We start from the raw sequence: 22,092 nt of genomic DNA on the forward strand, positions 1-22,092 counted from the left end.
CATCCTCGCGGAGGGCCCGTGTCCCGGCCGGTGGCCTACAGGGGACCGAGTCCGGGAGAGATGATGGCGGCGCTGAACGCGTTCAGGCCGCCGTCGTAGACGAGCACGCTGGCGAACGCGCCTCCCCGGCCATCGTCGCGAAGCAACACGAGGTCCGCCCTCCCGTCGCCCGAGATGTCTCCCGCGTGGAAGGCCAGGGCCGTGGCGGGCGCCGCGAGGTGGGTCCGGACGTGGGCGTCCTCGAAGGCCTCGCCATTCCAACGCCAGAGGACGACGCGCAGCCGGTCCGCGTCGTCGCGCAGTTGCAGCAGCTCCTGCGTCCCGTCCGCGTCGGTGTCCCCCGTCAGCCAGTCCATCGCGTCCCAGGGCTCGTCGGTGAGGACCTCCCGCGTGGTCGTGAAGCGGGTGCCCTGGACGTTCTGATGGACGCGCAGCGCGACGCGGCCGTCCACGTCGCGCGCCTGGGCCAGGTCCGTGCGCCCGTCGCCGTCGAGGTCGAGCGCGAAGAACCTCGAGGCCTCGCTCGCGCCCTGGAGCCGGGACGTGTCGACCCAGCCATGCTCGTAGCAGGTGCCCGCGGCGTCCGGCTTGTGGATGACGAGCCGGACCTCGCCCGCGTCGCTCCACACCTGGAAGAGGTCGGTGCGTCCATCTCCGTCGACGTCGCCCGTCCGCCAGTCGAGGGCGTCCGTGCCGCCCGCCATGCGGCGCGTGGGTCCCGTCTCGTAGCCGAGGCCCGGGGTCGCGCGGTGGACGGTGACTTGGAGCAGCCCGGAGGGAGAGGGCGACAGCTCCGCGAGGTCCGTCAGGCCGTCGCCGTTCACGTCGACGGGCAGATACAGGAACGCGCGGGGATGGCCCCGGAGGGGGATGGGAGGACGTGGCTGGAGGCCCACGCCATCCGAGCGCCAGACGCGCAGCCAGGGACTCGCGGGCGTGCCCCCGACCTGGAGCACGTCGGTGAGGCCGTCGCCGTCCGCGTCACCCGTCAGCCACACGAGCGCCTCCGCCTCCACCTCCGTGGCGGTGAGGGCTGGCGCGCCGTTCTGGTGGAGGGCGCGGTTGACGCCGATGCCGAGCAGGCCCCGCTCGTCCCGAAGGTAGACGAGGTCGGGACGCCCGTCCGCGTCGACGTGCATGAGGGGGAGCAACCGCTGCTTCATGCCCGTGAACCAACGGGAGGGACCATGGACGGCCTGCGCACCCTCGATGTCCCGTCGTCGCAACCTCCCCTCGTCGAACGGAGGGAGGGGGAGCGAAAGGACCTGGCCGGAGGCCTGGACGCCCAGGTGCTCCCAGCGGCTCGTCGCGGTGCGGGGAGGGACGACGAGCGTCGCGTCGTCGTGGCGCGGGGGCGCGTCGTCCGGTGTCGTGGGGGGCGTGAGCGCGACCTCGGCGTGCGGCGGCCCACGAAGCGGCGCTCCGGCCGCGCGCTCGCAGTCGACGAACCCCGTGAAGCGCACGTCCGCATAGCGCTCCCAGGTATTCGCGAGGGCCTCGCGGACCGCGGACCTCCGCCCGGCGTCGCCGGGGGTGGACCAGCACACGGACACCTCGCGCCCCCGGGAGGGTGCGCGCTCCTCGCGGGGCGGGGACGTCGCGGGAGCCGTCTCGCGGAGGAAGGTCACATCGCAGGACATGGCGAGGCCGCATGTGACGAACAACAGCCGCTTGGCCCAGGGGACCGCTCGTCGGGGCATGTCGAGCCCTCCTGGGCCCTTCATGCCCGGCAGGCCGTGACCGCCGCGTGACGGCTGGGGCGCGCGGGAGCCCGGGCTCCGGTGCGGGCCAGCCGGGCGGAGCACGAGGGCCACCTGCGCGGTGCCGGGCCCACACGCTGGCGTGGGCCCGGGCGGTGTCCACGGCCGTCAGGGCGTGCAGCTTCCCGCGGGGCGGAAGGGCAGGGCGTACAGCTTGCGCACGCCGGAGTTGTCCGCCGCGACGAAGAAGACGTTCCAGCCGGAGCGCAGGTAGCCCCGGGGGCTGGAGGACTTGGGGCCGGGGGCGGGCTCGGTCAGCGCGACGGTGGTGACGCGCACGCCGTCGCTCACCCAGGGCTCGTCGCCGCGCGACAGGATCTCCACGCGGAAGAAGAAGTGGTCCTCGATGGTCGTCATCTCCTCGGGCGACGAGCTGCCCGCGCCGGGCTGCAGGTTGCCGAACAAGCGCGTCTTCACCGCGGTGCCGTCGCTGTCCCAGGGCTCCCGGCCATTGACGCCGTCGTCGGCGGCGAAGAAGAGCGTGTCGCCGAGCACCGTGAACTCGTCGGGATAGGAGCCCTGGGGACCGGGTTGGATGTCCTCGACGAGCCAGGTGCCCGCGGTCGTCCCGTCGCTGCGCCACAGCTCCATGTCATCGCTGCCGACGCTGGGGGTGGCGCTGAACAGGAGCGTCCCGCCGACGTCCGCCATCGCGTTCACGTCGCCGAAGAGCCCCACGGTCACCGGCGCCGCGCCCGCGTTCGACCGCATCAGCGACACCAGGCCGCCCGTGGTGCTCCCCGTGACGAAGAACAACTGGTTGTCCACCGGCACGAGCGGGGACACGAAGCCCGGGTCGCTCGGGATGCGCAGCAGCTCGACGGCGCCCGGGTCTCCGTTCGAGCGCATCAGGGACGTGAAGGTGCTGGCGACCCGCGCGAAGAAATAGAGCGAGCCGTCGCCGCCCAGCGTGAAGCCACGGGGAGAGGAGTCCTCGATGCCGTCCTCCAGGTCCTCGACCAGGAAGGTGCCCGAGGACGTCCCGTCGCTGCGCCACAGCTCCCGCCCGTGGATGGGGTCGCCCGCCGCGAAGTAGAGCAGTCCCTCGAAGGCGAAGAGTTCGTCCGGGAACGAGCCCACCGGGCCGGGCCAGATGTCGGACACCCTGCGGGTGCCTGCGGTCGTCCCATCGCTCACGAACAGCTCGCGTCCGGCCACCGGGTCGTCGGCGGCGAAGAACACGCGGTCCCCCACCTGGGTGAACTGCCCGGGATTCGAGCCCTGGGCCCCCGGGTACAGGTCCACCAGCATTCGGGTCCCCGTGCCCGGGCTGCCGTTGCTCACCCACGGCTCGTTGCCACGCGTGCCGTCGTTCGCGGCGAACACCAGCCCTCCGATGCTGGGCGCCATGGCCTTCTCGTAGGGCACGGGTTCGACGGGGGTGACGCCCGTCGAGACCGCCGTCCGCGAGCAGAACTCCCAGGCGCTCTGCAACGGCGTCTCATCGGGGCGCGCCGGGTCGAACGGGTCCGAACGCGACGAGCAGCTCGCGAGCGTGCACACCACCATCAGGGTCCAGCGTCGGTATCGCATCGGGCCTCTCCTCCGTCAGCGCGAGGGCGTGTTCGCGCGCTCCGGAGCCCAGGCCACTTCGCGCCCCCGGACAACGGTCCCCGGGGCGCACGCGCCGTCGCGCAGCGGTCACCTCCCTGGACGCGAGGGCCGCCGTCTCGCGCTGCGCGCCCCCGCGTTGGCGTCGGGCGGGCGGGGTGTGTCATGACGCCGGAGGATTCGAAGACGCGCACTTCCAGGGAGTCCCCATGTCCACGTCACGACGCTGCTCCTTGCGGGCGCTGGCCCTCCTCGTCACGGCCGGCGCGTTGCTCGCGGGCTGTGAGCCGGAGCCTCCCGGCGCCGAGCCTGTCACCCAGACGCAGTCCAGTCCCCTCCAGGCGTCGCTCGCGGGGGACACGTCCTGTGTCTGGGGAAGCCCGGACTGCAACCTCTGCGTGCCGGATGTCCCCGCGCGCTTCAATGCCTTGCGGGACCACGGCGAGGTCCTGGGCTTCCACCGGGGAGGCTTCGACTTCAACGTGGCCTATCCGGGAGGCAACCACTGGCAGGGCGTGCAAAGGCTGCCACGTGACGCCGGCCGCATCCTGGTCCTGTCCAAGCGCGATGACCGCGCCGCGGGCAACGTGGGGCACGTCGTCCACATGGTCTCCCGGAATGGAGAGGGATTGCGGTGGCGCTCCAACCGGCTGTCTCCCACCATCTCCCAGCCGGAGGACACCGCGCCGCCCGCGAGCGACCGGGCCGTGACGGCGCTCCCCCTCGTCGACGGCTACGCGCATGGCGGGGGGATGCAGGCGGTGGGCAACATCGTCGCCCTGCCCATGGAGCAGGGCCCGGGGGCAGGCCGCGTCGCCTTCTATGACTTCAACACCAGCCTGGCGCCGAGCCCCTTCGCCTTCGTCGAGGGCCTCTCCTCCGATGCGGGCACCGCGTCCCTCACCCGGCTGTCGGACCAGCGCTACCTGCTCCTGCTGGGGCAGTACGACGCGAAGACGCTCGAGGTCTTCCGCTCGTCCGAGACCGACCTGCGCTCGAGCGCGAACCGGTGGGTGCGCGTGGACACGTGGCAGCAGGGAGAGCTGGTGTCGGGACAGTGGGGCGCCTTCCAGGGGCTCACCTTCCTCACCGACTGCAACGACGGCCAGTTGTACCTGGTGGGGACCTACCTGAAGGGCAGCGAGGACCACGCCTTCCTGTACCGGGTGGACGCGTCCGGCCACCTGCGCATCGAGCAGGTCGCCTCGAAGCACCTGTACTGCACGAACGATGGACCCCGGCAGTGCAACCTCGACGCGGCGGGCGGCGTCTTCGTGGGGCCGGACCGCAACCTCGTCCTCTACGCCACCGAGCACGCCGACGACGGCCCCTCCGGGTCGGTGAAGATGATGGAGTTCCGGAGCATCGTCCCCAACGTCGGCTGCGGCGTGGACCTCGCGCGCGCCTACGTCGACTTCTACGACGACTCCGACTTCAGCGACCGGGGCTTCATCTTCGACTCCGTGGACCGCGACCTGAAGAACTGGGCCCGCTTCCAGGACGTGGACGGCCTCAACGACAAGGTGTCCGCGGTCCGGTGGTGCATTCCCCTCGGCCACCGCGTGCGGCTCTACCAGGACTCGAACCACGCGGGTGGCTACAAGGACCTCGTGGGCGATGGGACGGCCCGTGAAGTCAACCTGAACACCTGGAGTTTCGGCGACAAGACCTCCTCCGCGCGCTGGCTCGCGTTCTGAGGGGGCTTGTCGGTGCGAGGAAACCTTCTGATACATTCTGACGATAACTCTTCATCCTCCTCGTACCGACATCCGAGCGCCCCATGAGCATTCGCCGTACCGATGGATCGAAGCCGGCCGTCCTCTCCACCTCGAACACGACGGCGGCTCAGCCCAAGGCTGCGGCGAAGAGCGCGAACGTGGCCGCGGCCCGGGTGAAGGACGGGTTCGGCCCGGCGGCGAAGACGACGGACCTGGCGCGCGCGGAGCAGTCGCTCCAGTCGCTGCCGGCGCCCGTGGGGCGGCTGTCCCTGGAGAGCAAGGAGGCGCAGGCCGCCATCCAGACCGCGGTCGCGCACCTGACCCCGGCGCCCAAGGCGTCGACGCAGGGGCTGCGCGGGGGCGTGCAGTACCCGGCCTTCGTCCCCAAGAACGTCGAGCGTGACGAGCTGGGGATGACGCACGTGCGCCTGGACCGCCAGCACGAGGGCGTGAAGGTCTACGGCGAGCAGGTCGTCGCGCACCTGGGCAAGGACGGCAAGGTGTCCACCGTCACGGGCGACCAGACGACGATTCCCGCGGGCCTGGGCGTCCAGAAGCCCGCGCTGTCGAACGCGCAGGCGTTGGAGATCGCCCAGAAGGACTTCGGGGTGAAGCCGGACCGCCAGCCGCACTCCGAGCGCATCATCTACAAGGACGCCTCCGGCGAGTACCACTCCGCGTACCGGGTCGAGGTCGCCAACGTGAACGGCGAGGAGGACCCGCGCCGGATGCACTACTTCATCGACGCGAACTCCGGTGAGGTCTACGAGAAGTTCAACAGCATCGACGGCTTCAAGAAGTGCCCCTGCGCCACCCACGGCGGCGTGGGTGAGACGGCCGCGGCCCAGGGCAAGCCGGCGAGCGCCGCCGCCAGCCCGGACGTGAAGGTCTCCTCGACCAAGAAGGTCCCCATCCCCGACCAGGGCACCATCACCTCGAAGGTGAAGGTGGGCGCCGACGTCACGGTGGACAAGCTGAAGCTGTCGTTGGACATCGCCCACTCGTTCAAGGGCGACCTGTCCGTGACGCTGACGAGCCCCTCGGGCAAGAGCGCGGTGGTGCACAACCGCACCGGCGGCAGCGCGGACAACGTGAAGGGCGACTTCGACCTGAGCGCCTTCGCGGGCGAGAAGGCCAAGGGCGAGTGGACGCTGACCGTCAAGGACAACGCCAAGAAGGACACCGGCACGCTCAACCGCTGGGACCTGACCATCACCCCCAAGGCCACCACCCCCACGCCCACCGACCCGACGACGCCGTCCACCGGCAAGGCCGACGACACCTCGCTCTACAGCGGCAAGGTGGACCTCTCGACGAAGAAGAACGCGGACGGCACGTACTCGCTGGAGGACTCCACGCGCGGCAAGGGCGTGGCCACCTACGACGCGCGCAACCAGGAAGAGGCCAGCGGCCAGACGCAGATCAAGGACGACAACGACATCTGGGGCGAGGCCACCGACCCGCAGCGCAACCAGGCCGCGGTGGACGCGCACTACGGCGCGGCGATGACGTACGACTTCATGAAGAACATCCTCGGCCGCGACTCCATCGACGGCAAGGGTGAGAAGCTCGTCTCCTACATCCACGTCAGCGAGAACTACGTCAACGCGTACTGGGACGGCGAGAAGATGAGCTACGGCGACGGCGACGGCGTGGACTCCGGTCCGCTGACCGCGCTGGACATCGCGGGCCACGAAATCTCCCACGGCCTCACCGAGCGCACCGCCGGCCTCATCTACCGCGGCGAGTCCGGCGGCCTGAACGAGGCCATCAGCGACATCATGGGCGCGGGCGTGGAGTGGTACGCCTCCACGAAGAACCCGGCCGTGAAGTTCAACTGGACGGTGGGCGAGGCGGCCTGGACGCCGACCAACGGCGACCCCAACGACGGCCTGCGCTACATGGATGACCCGACCAAGGACGGGTACTCCATCGACCACTACAAGAACTACCCGAAGCAGACCGAGGTCCACGGCTCGAGCGGCATCGCGAACAACGCGTTCTACCTGCTGGCCAACGGCGGCAAGAACCGCACGTCGCAGATCGAGGTCAAGGACGGCATCGGCATGGACAAGGGCCTGAAGATCTACTACCGCGCCCTGGCCCACTACATGACGCCCAGCACCACCTTCGCCCAGGCCCGCCAGGCGACCATCAACGCCGCCACGGACCTGTACGGCGCGGACTCGGCGGAGGTGAAGAAGGTGAAGGAGAGCTGGACCGCCGTCGGCGTGAACTAGTCGTCCCGCATGGCCGGCGCGCGGGCAAGGAGGGGCGGGCGGGAAGTGCCTCCGCCCGGGCCCGCGTCGCCGGTGAGCTTCCCTCCCTGACACGCGCCACCGCGCGGCCGTGGGTCACCGCCTCGTCCCGAGCGCGGCCCCGGCGCGGTCGCCGTCTCCCCCTGCTCCTGGCGTGGGTCCACCCGAGCCTCGGCCCGGTGTGTGTCTCGACCCCGCCTCGCCGCGAGGTCTTCCCGGCGTCTGGACTGCTCCACGCGTCGGAGATGACGGGCCCCGGCGTGGAGCCCGCCATTCCCAGACGTCGTCAGCGTCTCACGGCGTCGAGCACTTCGTGGCGCACGTCCAGTTGTTCACGCAGCAGATCTTCCCATCCGCGCAGGTGATGTCGCCACAGATGATGGGCTCATCGGAGCCGATGCGGCAGCCCGAGTTGATGCAGTACTGACCCGAGGGGCACTGGCTGTTGCTCGTGCAGTACTGCACGCCCTGCTCCACCGTCCCGGTCTGCACGTCCGTCGAATCCGTCTGCGCACCGCCGCAGCCCGCGAGGACGGACATGCCGAGGCCCGCGAACGCCATCATGATTCGGAAAGTCTTCATGCTGTTGTCGACTCCTGGTTGGGGTTGAGGTCGACATCCTGTGTCTATTGTTTCCCAGAGACAAGACGAAACCGGGTTGCTGATGCCGGTGCTTGCGATTCGAGTCGTAATCGCGGGGGTCGCGATATTTTGCTTGGGTTTGATTCGCGAACATGGGACAACGCCAGACGTACCGCGGGATTCGCGATGCGAGCCGATGTCGCCGGGAGGGGCCGTGGGCGCTATGCTGGGCAGAACGCCCATGCCGCCCTCCCAGACCGAGTCCTACCTGCTCGACTACCACCGCCGCCTCGCGGGAGTGACCTCCCGGTGGCTGGCGAACTCCCCCGTGTTGTCGGGGGGCTCCCGCTTCTCTTCCACCTACGACCTCCTGGCGGACGCGGTGCCCGCGGACCCGGGGCCCCGGAGGGTGCTCGACCTGGCCTGCGGCGACGGCTATCTGCTCGAGCGGGTGGCCCGGCGGGGGCTGCCAGGGACCTCCCTGGTGGGCATCGACATGAGCGCGGACGAGCTGTCGCTCGCGAAGGCGCGGCTGGGGGCGACCGCCACGCTCGTGCAGGGGCGGGCGCAGGCGCTGCCGTTCGACGCCGCCACGTTCGACGTGGTGCTCAGCCACCTGGCCCTCATGCTGATGGATGAGGGGGAGCGGGTCCTCGCGGAGCTCCGCCGGGTGTCGAAGCCCGGCGGCCGGCTGGCCGTCATCGTCGGCGGCACGCCGGTTCCCGGCGGCGCGGTGGCCCTGTTCAAGGACCTGATGAAGCCGTTGATCGCCGCGGAGCCCGCGCCGCCCCTGAGCCTGGGGGACCGTCGCTTCCGCGCCGAGGCGGGCCTGCGGGAGCTGTTCGGCGCCGGCTTCCAGGACGTCTCGGTGGAGGCGCTGGAGGTCATCGACGACGGGCCGCCGGAGCGGGCGTGGGAGTTCCTCTCCGCGACCTACGACGCGGACCAGCTCCCCGCCGCCACCCGGGCCGCGCTCGAGCGCTCCTTCCTGGCGGAGGCGAGGTCGCTCGCGCACGACGGGGGCAACGTGGCGTGCCGCTGGGGCATGTACCGCGTCCTGGCCACCATCCCCTGACGCGGGGGTCGGGGCGCGAAGCATTCGTCGCGAGACGTTTCAGGATGGGGGGAGCAGGTTCGTCCGGGGCGCTGTCGTACACCCCTGGTGTCTGCGTGAGCCCTCCTTCCTTCTCCCCGTACGAGAGCGCCGAGCCCGCCTTCCTGGTGCCCAGGCCTCGAGAGCAGACGCCCCGGTCGGAGGTTAGACTCCCCCGATGAACTCCAGCCCATCGAGCCGGCCGGCCGTCGTCGTGGCGGAGCTGGGGCCCACCAACACCGGGAAGACCCACCGCGCCATCGAGCGCATGCTCGAGTACGAGACGGGCATGATGGGCCTGCCGCTCCGGCTGCTCGCCCGGGAGGTCTACGACCGGGTGACCGCGCGGGTGGGCGAGGGCCGGGTCGCGTTGATGACGGGCGAGGAGAAGCGCCTGCCGCCGCGCCCCGACTACTGGATCTGCACGGTCGAGGCGATGCCGACCGACCGGGTGGTCGACTTCCTCGCCGTGGATGAAATCCAGCTCGCCGCCCACCGGGAGCGGGGCCACGTCTTCACCGACCGCCTGCTCCACGCGCGTGGGCGGCGGGAGACGTGGTTCCTGGGCGCGGACACGATGCGGCCGATGGTGCAGTCGCTCATCCCGCATTCCACCGTGAAGCGCGCCACCCGGTTGTCGCAGCTCCGCTACGCCGGCCGCCGCTCCCTCAAGAGCCTCCCGCCGCGCTCGGCCGTGGTCGCGTTCTCCGCCGACCGCGTGTACGAGCTGGCGGAGTCGCTGCGCCGCCTGCGTGGCGGGGTGGCGGTGGTGCTGGGCGCGCTGTCTCCCCGCACGCGCAACGCCCAGGTGGCGATGTACCAGTCCGGCGAGGTGCAGTACCTCGTGGCGACGGACGCCATCGGCATGGGGCTCAACCTCGACCTCCACCACGTGGCCTTCGCGGCGCTCTCCAAGTACGACGGCGCCGAGCAACGCGACCTCTACCCGGAGGAGCTGGCGCAGATCGCCGGCCGCGCGGGCCGCCACCTGAACGACGGCAGCTTCGGCACGTTGAGCACGTTGTCGGAGCTGCCGCAGGGGGTCGTCTCCGCCATCGAATCGCACCGCTTCTCCCCGGTGCGGCGGCTGGTGTGGCGCAACGCCGCGCTCGACTTCTCGAACCCGGAGGCGCTGCTGGACTCGCTGGCCCGGGCGCCTCGCGACAGCGCCTTCGTCCGGGTGGAGCGCGCGGACGACTTCGACGCCCTCAAGGAGCTGTCGGCCGTGCCCGCCATCCGGGACATCGTCACCCGCCCGGCCCTGGTCGAGCTGCTGTGGCAGGTCTGCCAGATTCCGGACTTCCGCAAGGGGCTGCTCGGCCAGCACGTGGCGCTGCTGCGCGAGACGTTCCTGCAGCTCACCGCGGGGGACGGGAAGCTGGCGCCGGCGTGGTTGGCGAAGCAGGTGTCCCCGCTGGACGACGTCTCCGGTGACATCCACACGCTGATGGACCGGCTCTCGGCCATCCGCATCTGGACGTACATCAGCCACCGCCAGAGCTGGCTGCACGACGCGGAGCAGTGGCAGGAGCGCACCCGGCACATCGAGGACGCGCTCGGGGACGCCCTCCACGAGCGGCTCGTCGAGCGCTTCGTGCAGCGCGCGGCGCGCCGGAGCGCCCGTCGCTTCGTCCGCGCGGCGGCGGCGCAGCCCGCGTCGGACAGCCCCTTCGCGCGGTTGGGGCAGTTGCTGGGAGAGTCGTCCACGGCGGACGGCGTGATGACGGAGGAGCAGTTCGTCCAGCGGGTCGACGAGTCCGCGCACGACACGTTCGAGGTGGACCCCGTGGGGAACATCTCCTTCGAGGGCCAGCCCCTGGGGCGGCTGGTGCGAGGCAAGGACCGGCGCTCGCCGCAGGTTGCCCTGGCGGAGCCGGAGGTGTGGACCGGTGGCGCGCGGCGACGGCTCGAGCGGCGGCTGGTGGCGCTGGCGCGGGACCTGGTCACGGAGGCCATGGGCGGCTTCCCCGCGGAGTCCCTCATGGGCGCGGGACATCCTCCGCCCATGCGCGGGCTCGTCTACCGGCTGGCGGAGGGCATGGGTGTGATTGCCCGGGGCGAGGCGCGCGAACAGTGGGCCCTCCTGGACGACGAGTCGCGCGCGCGTCTGGCGGCGCTGGGGGTCCATGACGGGCATCGCTTCGTCCAGGTCGAGGCGGCGCTGGCCCCACCCGCGCTGCAGCGGCGCGCCATGTTGACGACCCTCTTCCTCCAGGGCGTGGCCCCGCCGGGAGTGCCCCGGGAGCCCGTCCTGGAGAGCGCCGCCTTCGCGGGGCGCGACGCGCGCGCCTTCGGGTACGAGGTGCTCGGCACGGTGGCCCTGCGCATCGACCTCGTCGAGCGCCTGTGCGAGGCGCTGCGCCATCCGCAGGGCGCCCGGCAGGTGCATGCACTCACACAGGAGCTGCGGCTGGAGGGCGGCGTCCGCGCCCGGGTCCTCCGCGAGCTGGGGGGCCCGCCCCAGGGGGCTCCCGGAAAGAAGCGGCGCCGCCGACGCAGGGGGCGAAGCCCCGTCGAGCAGGGGGGCGCGAACAAGCCGCCCGCCCACCCGGGCCCGCGTCCGGAGGGCGCGCTGGCGACGAAGCCCGGCGCGAAGGCCTGAGCGCGCCGTCGCGCCCACGGAGCCGGGCACGGCCGTGTCCCTGGACGAACTGCGTGAGGGGCACGGCGCCGCCGAGGCTCAGGCCATCTTCTCGCGCAGGTACGACTCCAGCTCCGAGATGGCGACGCGCTCCTGGGTCATGGAGTCGCGCTGGCGCACGGTGACGGTGTCCTTCGTGGCGGCGTCCTTGCCGTCCCCGAGCGTGTCGAAGTCGACGGTGACGCAGAACGGCGTGCCGATCTCATCCTGCCGCCGGTACAGCTTCCCGATGGCGCCGGTGTCGTCGTAGACGACCCGCATCGCGCCGGAGGACTGGAGCTGCCGGCGGATGCCCTTGGCCACGCCGACGATGCCGGGGTGGTTCTTCTTCAGCGGCAGGACGGCCACCTTGATGGGGGCCAGGCGCGGCTTGAAGTGCAGCACCGTCCGGTAGAACTCGTCGACGACGGGGTCGACCTGGCCGCGCAGCTTCTTGGCGACCTCGATGCTCTCCGCGCCGGGCATGGACAACAGGCCGGTGATGGAGGCCAGCCGCTCGCCGAGCGCGCCCGCGATGCGCTCTCCCTCGGCGATGAGGGCGTGCTTCGCGTCCGCCGGGAGCTTCTCGTTGCGGCCCACGGACTTGAGGAACGTGCCCAGCGCCTCTTCGATGGGCTTGAGCCGGTCCGCCGGGGCGGGCTTCACCTGCTCCTCGTCGTACGCCTCGCTGAGCACCGCGAGCACGCCGCGGTCGACGCCCGCGGAGGGCTCGATGACGAAGGGCACCACGTGCTGCTTCGTCTCCGGGTCGAAGTACGTGAGCTTCTCCGTGCTGTGGGCGTTGGGCGCCACGCGCGCCTTCAAGCCGAGCGAGCCCTGGTCCTTGCTGTGCGAGCCCAGGTCGTAGTCCGTCCGGTTGGCGATGCCCTCCAGCTCCTCCAGCCCGTGGGGGAAGCGGTACAGCAGGTCGACGGTGGCCTTGGCGTAGTGCGCCAGCTCGTTCCCCTTCTGGTGGTAGGGCTCCAGGTTCTTGCGGGACAGGCCCACCGACAGCCACCAGTTGATGCGGTCCTCGACCCACTTCTGGTGCCAGGCCTCGTCCTCGCCGGGCTTCACGAAGAACTCGATCTCCATCTGCTCGAACTCACGCACGCGGAAGATGAAGTTGCGCGGCGTGATTTCGTTGCGGAACGACTTGCCGATCTGCGCGATGCCGAAGGGCAGCTTGCGCGACGTCGAGTCGAGCACGTGCTTGAAGTTGAGGAAGATGCCTTGCGCGGTCTCCGGGCGCAGGTAGGAGAACGACTCGGGGTCCGGCACCGGGCCGACCTGGGTCTTGAACATCAGGTTGAAGGGGCGCGGCTCGGTCAGCTCCGTGGAGCCGCAGCTCGGACACTTGCCGGCGATCTGGTCCGCGCGCCAGCGCATCTTGCAGCCCTTGCAGTCGACCATCGGGTCCACGAAGGTCTCCTCGTGTCCCGAATAGCGCCAGGCGAGCTTGTTCATGAGGATGGCGGCGTCGATGCCCTCCATGTCCTCGCGCTCCCAGACGTTGGCGCGCCACCAGGCGAGCTTCAGGTTGTTCTTCAGCTCGACGCCGAGCGGGCCGTAGTCGTACGTGCCCTGGAGGCCCCCGTAGATCGCGGAGCCAGGGAAGATGAAGCCCCGGCGTTTGCACAGGGACACGAGCTGCTCCATCGTCTGCGCGGCCATCGGCGTGCTGCTCCTTCGTGAGCGGTGGGGGACGCACCGTACACGGTTCGCCTGGGGCTGACGCGCGAGGGGGCCCGGGTGGCCCGTCCCCGTCCGGCAGGTGTCGTACGGACCGTGTGGGCGGCTGTGGGCTCTCCGCTCGCGAACACCGCCCACCCCCGGAGCCGGAGCCCCGGGGGCGGGGAGAGGGAGGTCAGGGGGCCTTGCGCACCTGGCTGACCAGCCAGTCCTGGGCATCGGACCGGGCCCAGAAGGTGTCCCAGCCGCCGTGGCCGCCGGAGGGGTTGACGGTGATCATGAGCTCGCCGGAGTAGCCGGCGCACTGCTGCAAGCGCATCTGGAAGCCGTCGTAGGGGTTGGTCCAGTTCCAGGCGCTGAACGTGCCGTCATCCGAGTTGCCGGCGGCCCAGATGGGGAAGGCCTCCAGCACGCAGAGGGGAGAGGGGTTGGGCGGGAAGTAGGCCTGCGGCATCGCGCCGGCGTAGGTCGACCGGTAGTAGGCGAGCTGGTCGTTCACGCCCGAGGCGCCGGAGGACAGGCCGGTCAGCGTCACGCGGTCCGGGTCGGCGCCGTAGAGGGTGATGGCCTCGAGCACCAGCGCGTGCACGTTGGCCGTGTGCCACCAGGTGTCCAGCGGCTGCCCGACGCGGGGGCCGTTGGGGGCGATGACGATGCCGGGGAAGGTGTCGACGAGCGCCTTGCCGGGGAGGAGCTGGCGGATGAAGCCCTCGGGGCTGCTGCCCACCTGCGTGTGGTCCGACGTCAGCGTGGAGCCGCCGCGGCCGTGCAGCGTCAGGACGAGGGGGTACTTCTTGCCCGGGACGGTGCCGTAGTCCTTGGGCAGGAACACCGCGGAGTCGTACGTGCCGTTGCGGTTCCACACGTGGAGCTTCCCGGCGCGCGGGTCCGCGGACGGAATCGCCGCGTTCACCGTGACGCTCACCGTGTCCGCGCTGGTGGAGCCGCCGTTGTCCGTGGCCGCGAGCTGGAACACGTAGGTGCCCTGGGCGAGGTCGTTGGCGCTCGCCGTGGCCGCCGTGGCCCCGGAGAGGGTGGCCGTCGTCGGACCGGAGACCTGGGTCCAGAGGTAGCGGGTGATGGTGCCGTCCGCGTCCGTGGCCGACCCCTGGAGCTGGACCGAGTGGGTGGGCAGGGTGATGGAGAGGTCCGCGCCGGCGAAGACCGACGGCGGCTGGTTCGTCAGCGTGCTCCCGAACACCTGGAACTCGCGCACGCGGCAGAAGTTGTCGTCCGCGCCCGCCTTGCACAGGAGGCGCACGTAGCGCGCGCTCACCTGCTGGGGCAACGTCAGCGTCCAGGCGGGCAGGGTGTTGCCGGTGATGCTCGCGCCGGGAATCACCTGCCAGGCGTCCGTGAGGTTGGCGCGATAGACGATGTCGAAGGAGACCATGCGGCCGTAGGTGTCGTCCTTGCCGGTGTACAGGGCGAGGCGGTCCACCCGGTACTGGGCCTGCAGGTCCACCTCCAGCCACTCCGGATTCGAGGGCAGCGGGTTGACGGCCGAGGCCCACCGGTCATCCGAGGCGATGTTGCCGTTGAACGCCTTGGGGTGGCCGAACAGGTCCGGGAAGCCGATGGCGTTCACCGACGAGGCCGAGGACGGCTTGTTCAGGGCGACGTTGGTGGACTGCGCCGCCGCGGAGAGCGGGAGAGACAGGAGCAGGGCACTCAGGGTCGGGAGGGTACGACGGGGACTCCAATCCATGGGGACTCCTTTCAAGAGGGGGGTTCCAGTCTTCACGGGGGTGTTGTGGTTTCGTAGTTCAATCTCGTGTTCCATTTGTTTCCGTGGATGTAGTTGCAATTTGGTTGCTGAAATTCGCGAGGATGGATACGAAGCTGCGGAAGTGGCCGGTGTGCGTCCTGGAGGCCGCCGCCGTGGCGGAGGTGGCGGTGGCGACCCGGGTGGCGCCTCGGACTCGGGCGGAAAAAAGGGGGGGAGGTCGGCTTTCGTCCGGGGCCGTGCCCGCCTGAAGATGGCGCCATGTCCCGCGCCCCTGGCCTCCGTCTCCTGCTGCTCGCCGCGTCCCTGCTGTCGTCGCCGGGGGCCCTGGCCGCCGGGGGCGGGGTCGACGCGCCGGTGACGCTCCGCTGGAAGGTGCCCCCGGCGTCGCTGGGCTACGAGTACACGGCGGAGAGCGTGGCCCCGGAGGGCAGCTCGATGCGGGTGGACCTCTCCAGCATCAAGCTGCGGGGTGTGCCTCCCGCGAAGCGCCAGCAGATGCTGGAGCTGCGCCAGCCCACCGAGTCGGCGATGGCGCTCGTGTTGTCACCCCAGTCGTCGGGGAGCGTGTCCGCCCGGTTGGTGGTGACCCGGGTGCAACTGCCCAAGACGAAGCCGTCCTCGAAGGAGGCGCGTGAGGTGGCGCAGCGGATGAAGGCCATGGAGGGGACGGTGCAGGTGCGCGCGACGCTCACGGCCTCGGGGCTGGTCACCAGCGACCTGAAGCGCGAGGAGCGCAACCTGGTGGCCCTGATGGTGGAGCTGCCCTCGCGGCCCGTCTCCGTGGGCGACGTCTGGACCCACAGCGCGGACCTCCTCGACATGGGGAAGCGCTGGAATGGAAAGGGCGACACCCTCAACCGCGTGGAGCTGGTGGCCCTGGAGCGCGAGGCGGAGGGCCGCACGGTGGCCGTCATCGACTTCACGCTCGCGGAGCGGCACGCCGGCCGCTACGAGGACCCCTCGCTGCTCAAGCCCATCCCCGCCACCATGGAGATGGCCTACGTGGGGCGCGGCGAGTTCCTCGTCGAGGAGGGGCGCTGGCGGCGCGTCGCGGGGCAGATGTCCACCCGGACGAAGGGCGTGGTGTCCGTGGACTCCGCCCAGCGGTTCGTCATGGTGCCGCTGGACCCCGTCCCGCCGGAGGTCCTCTCCGCGCAGTGAGCCCGTTCGTGTCGGTCCGGTGACGGGGGAAGGGGTACCCACCAGGTGTCGCCCCAAACCCGTGACTGTCGTTGGGGCGCGTGGCCATGGGCTTCATCCGCGCGCTCACCTAGAATCCAGGCTTTCACGGCTGAGGGTACTCTCCTGGACCTGGCGACACTGAACAAGCTGCTGACGGTTGGCGTGCAGAACGGGGCATCGGACATCCACTTCCGGCCGGGGGATCCACCCATCTACCGGGTGAATGGCGCGCTCAGGCCGCTGAAGATGGAGAAGCTCCACGCGGACCACACCCGACAGGTGGCGATCCACGTCGTCTCGGACCCCGCGGTGAAGGGGCAGATCGACACGCTGCAGGAGTGTGATGCCTCCTACAGCCTCCCGGGCGTGGCGCGCTTCCGCGTGAACATCTACCGGCAGCGCGGCTCGCTGGCGTGCATCCTGCGCATCATCCCGGATGAAATCCCGACCATCGACGGGCTGGGCCTGCCGCAGGTGTTGAAGAAGATCGCCGGCAACGAGCGCGGGCTGGTGCTGGTGACGGGGGCCACGGGCTCCGGCAAGAGCTCCACGCTGGCGTCGATGATCGACCACATCAACCGCACGGAGAACCTGCACATCCTCACCATCGAGGACCCCATCGAGTTCATCTACAAGAACATCAAGTCCTCCATCTCCCAGCGGGAGATCGGCCCGGACACGCGGGGGTTCGCGGTGGCCCTGCGCGCGGCGCTGCGCCAGGACCCGGACGTCATCCTGGTGGGAGAGATGCGCGACACGGAGACCATCGACATCGCGCTCAAGGCGTCGGAGACGGGGCACCTGGTGCTGTCCACGGTGCACACGACGGACGCCTCGCGGACCATCAACCGCCTGGTGTCCGTGTTCCCCGCGGAGGAGCAGACCATGGTGCGCATGCGCCTGGCGGACTGCCTCAAGGCGACCGTGTCCCAGCGCCTGCTGCCGCGCGCCAGCGGCAAGGGCCGCACCGTGGCGCTGGAAATCATGGTGCAGACGAAGACGGTGGAGCAGTACATCCGCGACGACCGCGCCAGCGAGCTGAAGGACGTCATCGAGAAGGGCCGCGACATGTTCGGCATGCAGTCCTTCGACCAGCACCTGACGCAGTTGTACCGCGAGGGGCTCATCACCCTGGAGACGGCCCAGAGCGCCGCCTCCAACCCGGCGGACTTCCAGCGCGCGCTGGAGTTCGACTGACGCTTCGCCCGCGTCCACCCGGAGCGGGAGCCACGGTGGCCCGCTCCGGGGGCAGGGGGCGTCAGAAGAGGAAGTCGGTCGTCAGGAAGTCCGACTCGCGCCGGGTGAGGATGGACTGGACGAGCGAGGTGTTGTCCGGCGTCGCCTTGGCGGCCACCAGCGTGCGGATGGAGAACACGCGCAGCGCGTCCGCGACGGAGAGGGTGCCCTCGGCGGAGTCCTTGCGGCCGTTGAAGGGGAACGTGTCGGGGCCGCGCTGGCACTGGCAGTTGAGGTTGATGCGCCCCACCTGGTTCGAGAACGCGTCGATGAACCGGCCGATGCGCGCCGAGTCCTTGCCGAACAGGCTCAGTTGCTGGCCGAACTCCGACTCCACCACCAGGCGGATGGCCTCCTCGTCCTGGTCGAACACCATCACCGGGATGACGGGGCCGAACTGCTCCTCGTTGGCCAGCCGCATGTCCCGCGTCACGGGGTACACGACGGTGGGGGTGTAGAACGACAGGGCCGCCTGTCCTCCCGTCGCGTTGACGATGCGCGCGCCCTTCGCCAGGGCGTCGTCCACCAGGCCCTGGAGGAAGGTGGCCTTGCCCGGCTCCGGCAGGGGAGTGATGGCCACGCCCGGCTCCCACGGCATGCCGGGCTTGAGCTTGTCCACGGCGGCGGTGAACTTCTCCAGGAACCGGTCGACGATGCTCCGGTGCACCACCAGCAGCTTGAGCGCGGTGCAGCGCTGCCCGTTGAAGGACAGCGTCCCGGTGACGCACTCCTTCACCGCGTTGTCGAGGTCCGCGTCCTCCAGGATGATGGCCGGGTTCTTCGCGTCCAGGCCCAGCACGGACTTGAGCCGGTGGGGGCGGGGGTGCATCCGCTTGAGCTCGCTGGCGCCCCGGTTGGTGCCGATGAAGGCGAACAGGTCCACCTTCCCGCTCTCCATCAGCGCGCCCACCGTCTCCCGGCCCTTGCCGTAGATGATGTTGATGACGCCGGGCGGGAAGCAGTCGCGGAAGGCCTCCAGCAGCGGGCGGATGAGCAGCACGCCGAACTTCGCCGGCTTGAACACCACCGTGTTGCCCATGAGCAGGGCGGGGAACAGGGTGCTGAAGGTCTCGTTGAGGGGGTAGTTGTAGGGCCCCATGCACAGCGCCACGCCCATGGGCGCGCGGCGGATCTGCGCCATGATGCCCTGCTCCTGCACGAAGCGGGACGAGGTGCGGTCCAGCTCCTTCAGCGCGCGGAGGGTCTCCACGATGAGGTCGATGGTGCGGTCGAACTCCTTCTCCGAGTCCGGCTGCGTCTTGCCGATCTCCCACATCAGCAGGTTCACCACCGCCGTGCGCTGGGCGCGCATGGCGACGAGGAAGCGCTCCACGGCCTCGATGCGCTCGGCGACCCGCATCGTGGGCCAGACGCCACGCCCCAGGTCGTACGCCTTCACCGCGGCGGCCAGCGCGTCGAGCGACTCGCGCGAGGTGAGCAGCGGCGTGGCGCCGATGACCTTCTGCCGGAGGCCCTCCGGGGTCTGGACGTAGACCGGGCTCTGCACGGGGTTGAGGTCGCCCGTCCAGGTGCGCAGCGCTCCGTCGACCAGGTACTCACGCTGCTCGAGGTAGGCGGGGAGCCTCACGCCAGGGGGGACCTGCTCGTCGGTGGGGAAGAGGTCTGCCAGTGCCGTCATGAGGGCTCCTTTTAATGGGAGTCCTCGCCGGGGGCACGACTTCCCACGCGCCGGCCCGACCCCACGGACCGGGCCGGCGCGTGCCCCCCTCTGCCTCGACCGCTACCCCCCGCAGCGGTTGAAGTTCTGATCGACGTAGTACTGGCAGCAACCCGCGTAGGCGCCCAGGCACACCTGGGTTCCGAGCGCCTGGGTGGCCCAGGCCGAGGCGGTGGAGTACGAGCCGGCGCAGGCGTCCGCGCACAGCGTGTTGGAGATGGACGAGATGGTGCCGTCCAGGTTGTAGCAGGTGGTCGCGTGGGCGCGGGCGTACACGTTGCACGGCTCCTGCTGCGGCGGGGGCGTGGAGGACGACGTGCTCCAGACGGTGCTCAGGTACACGCGGTCCGTGCTCTGGTCGATGCCCGCCCAGCGCGAGCGGGGGCCGCTGTTCCACGTGAGCGTCAGGTAGTGGCGCGCCTGGAGGGTCGAGTTGTAGCTGACCTTCCACTCACAGCCCTCCCAGGGCCAGATGCTGCAGGACTTGAACTTCGTATAGAAATACGCGGTCGAGTCGAAGCCGGCCGCCAGCCCCACCGCGCGGAAGAACACGGTGTTGTCCTTCGCGCCGCTGTAGGAGCCGTACCAGTAGTCGGTGATGCAGGTGGCGGACTGGGTGGCGGTGGTGCTGCAGAAGTTGCTGCGGAACCACGCCTTGTCGCCCACCCAGTCCCAGGTGTCGTTGAGGCTGGCGGCGGCGGGGCCGCGCTCGGCGTTCAGCGGCGAGGGGCCGTCGGGCAGCGTCTCCGCGGCGCGGCCCACCTCACGCGCGGCCTCGCGGGCCTGGATGATGCGCGCCATGGCGATGCGGCCCTGGGCCTGCACGAGCGCGGCGGGGACGTCCTCGCGCTTCGCGCCGGGGACGTGGGAGAGATAGAGGTCCGCCAGCTCCTTGGCTTCGGTGTCCTCCTGCATCGCCGCCTGGAGGTGGGCGGCGTCGCGGTCCATGTGGCCCGACTCCGCGACGACCACCTCGCCGGGCGCCGTCTCGATGAAGCGCACCGTGCGGGTGTCGCTCAGCTTCAGCTCGTGCAACAGCGTTCCCGGAACAGCGGCCTCGGCCGGCGGGGCCTCGGTGGGGCTCGGGGCTCCGCAGGCGGTGAGCAGCAGGCTGCAGAGGGCGGACGACAGCAGGGCCCTCGCGCCGGGGGCGCGGGGCAGGGCACGTTGTTGCGACATGGCGAAGGACTCCTCGGTCTGGGCTGCCTCCCCTGAACGGGCCTCGCCAGAAGTCTTCGGTCGGCGTCCACGACGGGCCGCGGCGCTGGACGACACCTGACACGGATGTCATGGGACGGACGACGCCAGGGCCAGGGGGCCTTTGGAAACCCCTGGAAATACCAGGAGTCTGGGTTGGCTCGCCCGTTGCTCAGGGAGGCGCACCTGTTCACTCGTCCCAAGGAGCAACCCATGAACAACTCCAGGTCCTGGCTCGCGGTGGTCGCGGCGTTCGCATTCGTCACCTCTGGCTGTGATGACGGCGATCCGCCGGAGGCGAAGAAGGTCGCGGACATCGCCGCGGGCCGGTCGGCGGAGGTGGTGCGGGGCGTCAGCAGCAGCCTGCGGAAGGCGAGCGGCGCGACGTCGCTGGAGGGGCTGGACGACACGCTGGCGCTGTTCGGCGCGGGCTTCGCGGGCGTGCCGCTGCCGACGCTGCCGGTGGGGACCGACGGTTCGTCGCTGGCGGTCATGTTCGGCGAGGACGAGACGGACGCGCAGGCGGAGCGGCTGGCGAAGTACCTGCGCGAGCGCGTCTTCACCGAGGCCAACGTGGAGTCGACGGAGGGCAACTCCACCGTCTTCCGGCTCGAGGGGGCGCAGGTCTGCACGGATGGCTGGGGCAGCGCGGACGCGGGCTGTGTCCGCTTCGTGGACGACACCCAGCTGCGTGTTCGCGCGACGAGCCTGGGGGGCGACGCCCTGGAGCTGGAGCTGCTCATCGGCGCGAAGAAGGCGGACCCGCTGGCCCTGCGCTTCCTGCCGAAGGTCGTCTCGCTGGTGCTGGACCTGGGCGGGCTGAAGGGCGCCGCGGAGCAGCTCGACCCGCAGGTGGCCGCGCTCCTTCCCAAGGTGATGGTGGGGCAGTTGGAGCTGCGGGTGACGAAGGAGGCGGAGGCGCATTGGATCCTCACCAGCGCCATCCTCGAGGCGCTGCGGCTGGAGCTGGGCGTGGAGGGCAGCACCTTCGCGTTCTCCTCCGCGCGGTCGGAGGCGCTGGCGGAGCTGGAGGTGGACGCCGCGGCGGACCGCGTGCGGTACGCGCTGGACCTGAACACCACGGAGGTGCGCCTGCCGTACTCGGGGCTGGCGCCTTCGCTGCGTGGCAAGGACTGGACGGTGTCGCTGGCGGGCCTGTCGTACTCGGTCGAGTCCACCCCGGACGCGAAGGACTTCACGGTGAAGCACCTGGGCCTGGGGAATGGGCAGAGCTACGTGGGGCTCGGCACCGACAAGCTCGTGACGCTGGACCTCAACTCGCAGTCGGGTCGGCACTTCGACCTGACGCTGACGACCGACGCGAACGGCCTGCCGTTGGTGAAGGTGCAGCCGGAGTTCGACCTGGTGGCGCGCTTCTTCCTGTCGCCGCTCGCGGCCGACGCCTCGATGGAGATTCCCGCGGCGTATGCGGACGCCTCGTACCGGCTGCGCCTGAGCGGCGGTGAGGGCGGACCGAGCCTGCGCGCCGTCCCCGCCAACAGCGCCACGGGCTTCAAGGGGGGCATGCAGGTGGTGACGGGCGGGCTGCAACTGTCCGCCGGGGACGTGCGGGTGGAGGTGGGGCAGGGGCAGTGCCTCGTGGCGACCACGCCTTCCTCCGAGGGCTCGTTGCTGACGTACCTGGGGCAGGGGAGCTGCGAGTAGCGCCGAATCGTCTTTCGCAGTCGTGCGAGGGCCGCGCCCATTCCAAGGGGGGCGCGGCCCTCTTCTTTTCGGGCCCTCCACCACGGGATGCCGCGCCCTCTGGCGGCGCTTCACGGAAGCGGGCATGGAAT

14 protein-coding genes are annotated in these 22,092 nt (G+C 70.6%); 7 read left to right on the forward strand and 7 right to left on the reverse strand.

The window, feature by feature from the left end; genetic code table 11:
- Positions 1-35 precede the first annotated feature (35 nt).
- Together LZ198_RS00445 and LZ198_RS00450 are read right to left on the reverse strand one after the other, a co-directional pair.
- Entirely contained in the window at positions 36-1,700 is a 1,665-nt protein-coding gene (locus LZ198_RS00445) for an FG-GAP-like repeat-containing protein (protein WP_253969821.1), read from the reverse strand.
- Between the two features lie 168 nt (positions 1,701-1,868).
- Positions 1,869-3,293, reverse strand: a complete 1,425-nt coding sequence (locus LZ198_RS00450; protein ID WP_253969822.1) for an ELWxxDGT repeat protein — start codon at positions 3,291-3,293, stop codon at positions 1,869-1,871.
- 227 nt (positions 3,294-3,520) lie between these two features.
- On the opposite strand from LZ198_RS00450, the gene LZ198_RS00455 reads away from it, so the two are divergent.
- Together LZ198_RS00455 and LZ198_RS00460 are read left to right on the forward strand one after the other, a co-directional pair.
- The gene (locus LZ198_RS00455; RefSeq protein ID WP_253969823.1) at positions 3,521-5,008 is read left to right on the forward strand and encodes a hypothetical protein; all 1,488 of its coding nucleotides are present in this window, start codon (positions 3,521-3,523) and stop codon (positions 5,006-5,008) included.
- Positions 5,009-5,091: 83 nt separating this feature from the next.
- A complete protein-coding gene (locus tag LZ198_RS00460) occupies positions 5,092-7,269 on the forward strand; it encodes a M4 family metallopeptidase (RefSeq protein ID WP_253969824.1) in 2,178 nt (725 codons plus the stop codon).
- Positions 7,270-7,581: 312 nt separating this feature from the next.
- On the opposite strand, the gene LZ198_RS00465 is transcribed toward LZ198_RS00460, so the two are convergent.
- Positions 7,582-7,869, reverse strand: a complete 288-nt coding sequence (locus LZ198_RS00465; protein WP_253969825.1) for a hypothetical protein — start codon at positions 7,867-7,869, stop codon at positions 7,582-7,584.
- A 241-nt stretch (positions 7,870-8,110) separates the two neighbouring features.
- Here LZ198_RS00465 and LZ198_RS00470 point away from each other — a divergent pair, with 241 nt between their 5' ends.
- The gene (locus LZ198_RS00470; RefSeq protein WP_253969826.1) at positions 8,111-8,944 is read left to right on the forward strand and encodes a class I SAM-dependent methyltransferase; all 834 of its coding nucleotides are present in this window, start codon (positions 8,111-8,113) and stop codon (positions 8,942-8,944) included.
- Between the two features lie 196 nt (positions 8,945-9,140).
- Positions 9,141-11,564, forward strand: a complete 2,424-nt coding sequence (locus tag LZ198_RS00475) for a helicase-related protein (RefSeq protein WP_253969827.1) — start codon at positions 9,141-9,143, stop codon at positions 11,562-11,564.
- A 78-nt stretch (positions 11,565-11,642) separates the two neighbouring features.
- On the opposite strand, the gene LZ198_RS00480 is transcribed toward LZ198_RS00475, so the two are convergent.
- Together LZ198_RS00480 and LZ198_RS00485 are read right to left on the reverse strand one after the other, a co-directional pair.
- The gene (locus tag LZ198_RS00480; protein WP_253969828.1) at positions 11,643-13,256 is read right to left on the reverse strand and encodes a glycine--tRNA ligase; all 1,614 of its coding nucleotides are present in this window, start codon (positions 13,254-13,256) and stop codon (positions 11,643-11,645) included.
- A gap of 193 nt (positions 13,257-13,449) precedes the next feature.
- On the reverse strand, positions 13,450-14,982 hold the full coding sequence (locus tag LZ198_RS00485; RefSeq protein WP_253969829.1) for a PKD domain-containing protein: 1,533 nt from the start codon (positions 14,980-14,982) through the stop codon (positions 13,450-13,452).
- Between the two features lie 279 nt (positions 14,983-15,261).
- Between LZ198_RS00485 and LZ198_RS00490 the strand changes: the two genes are divergently transcribed.
- Positions 15,262-16,164 (forward strand): hypothetical protein, encoded by a 903-nt coding sequence (locus tag LZ198_RS00490; RefSeq protein WP_253969830.1) that lies wholly within the window; start codon positions 15,262-15,264, stop codon positions 16,162-16,164.
- 144 nt (positions 16,165-16,308) lie between these two features.
- Positions 16,309-17,382 carry a type IV pilus twitching motility protein PilT gene (locus tag LZ198_RS00495; protein ID WP_323381845.1) on the forward strand — a complete coding sequence of 358 codons (1,074 nt, stop codon included), beginning with the start codon at positions 16,309-16,311 and terminating at the stop codon, positions 17,380-17,382.
- A 61-nt stretch (positions 17,383-17,443) separates the two neighbouring features.
- Here the strand turns inward: LZ198_RS00495 and LZ198_RS00500 are convergent, their stop codons facing one another.
- Together LZ198_RS00500 and LZ198_RS00505 are read right to left on the reverse strand one after the other, a co-directional pair.
- Complete coding sequence (locus tag LZ198_RS00500) at positions 17,444-19,060, reverse strand: NADP-dependent glyceraldehyde-3-phosphate dehydrogenase (protein WP_253969832.1); 1,617 nt, start codon at positions 19,058-19,060, stop codon at positions 17,444-17,446.
- A gap of 102 nt (positions 19,061-19,162) precedes the next feature.
- Entirely contained in the window at positions 19,163-20,278 is a 1,116-nt protein-coding gene (locus LZ198_RS00505) for a hypothetical protein (RefSeq protein WP_253969833.1), read from the reverse strand.
- A gap of 231 nt (positions 20,279-20,509) precedes the next feature.
- On the opposite strand from LZ198_RS00505, the gene LZ198_RS00510 reads away from it, so the two are divergent.
- Positions 20,510-21,961 (forward strand): hypothetical protein, encoded by a 1,452-nt coding sequence (locus tag LZ198_RS00510; protein ID WP_253969834.1) that lies wholly within the window; start codon positions 20,510-20,512, stop codon positions 21,959-21,961.
- The last annotated feature ends 131 nt before the right edge of the window (positions 21,962-22,092 follow it).

Origin of the sequence: Myxococcus dinghuensis (assembly GCF_024198235.1) — a bacterium.
Lineage (GTDB): Bacteria > Myxococcota > Myxococcia > Myxococcales > Myxococcaceae > Myxococcus > Myxococcus dinghuensis.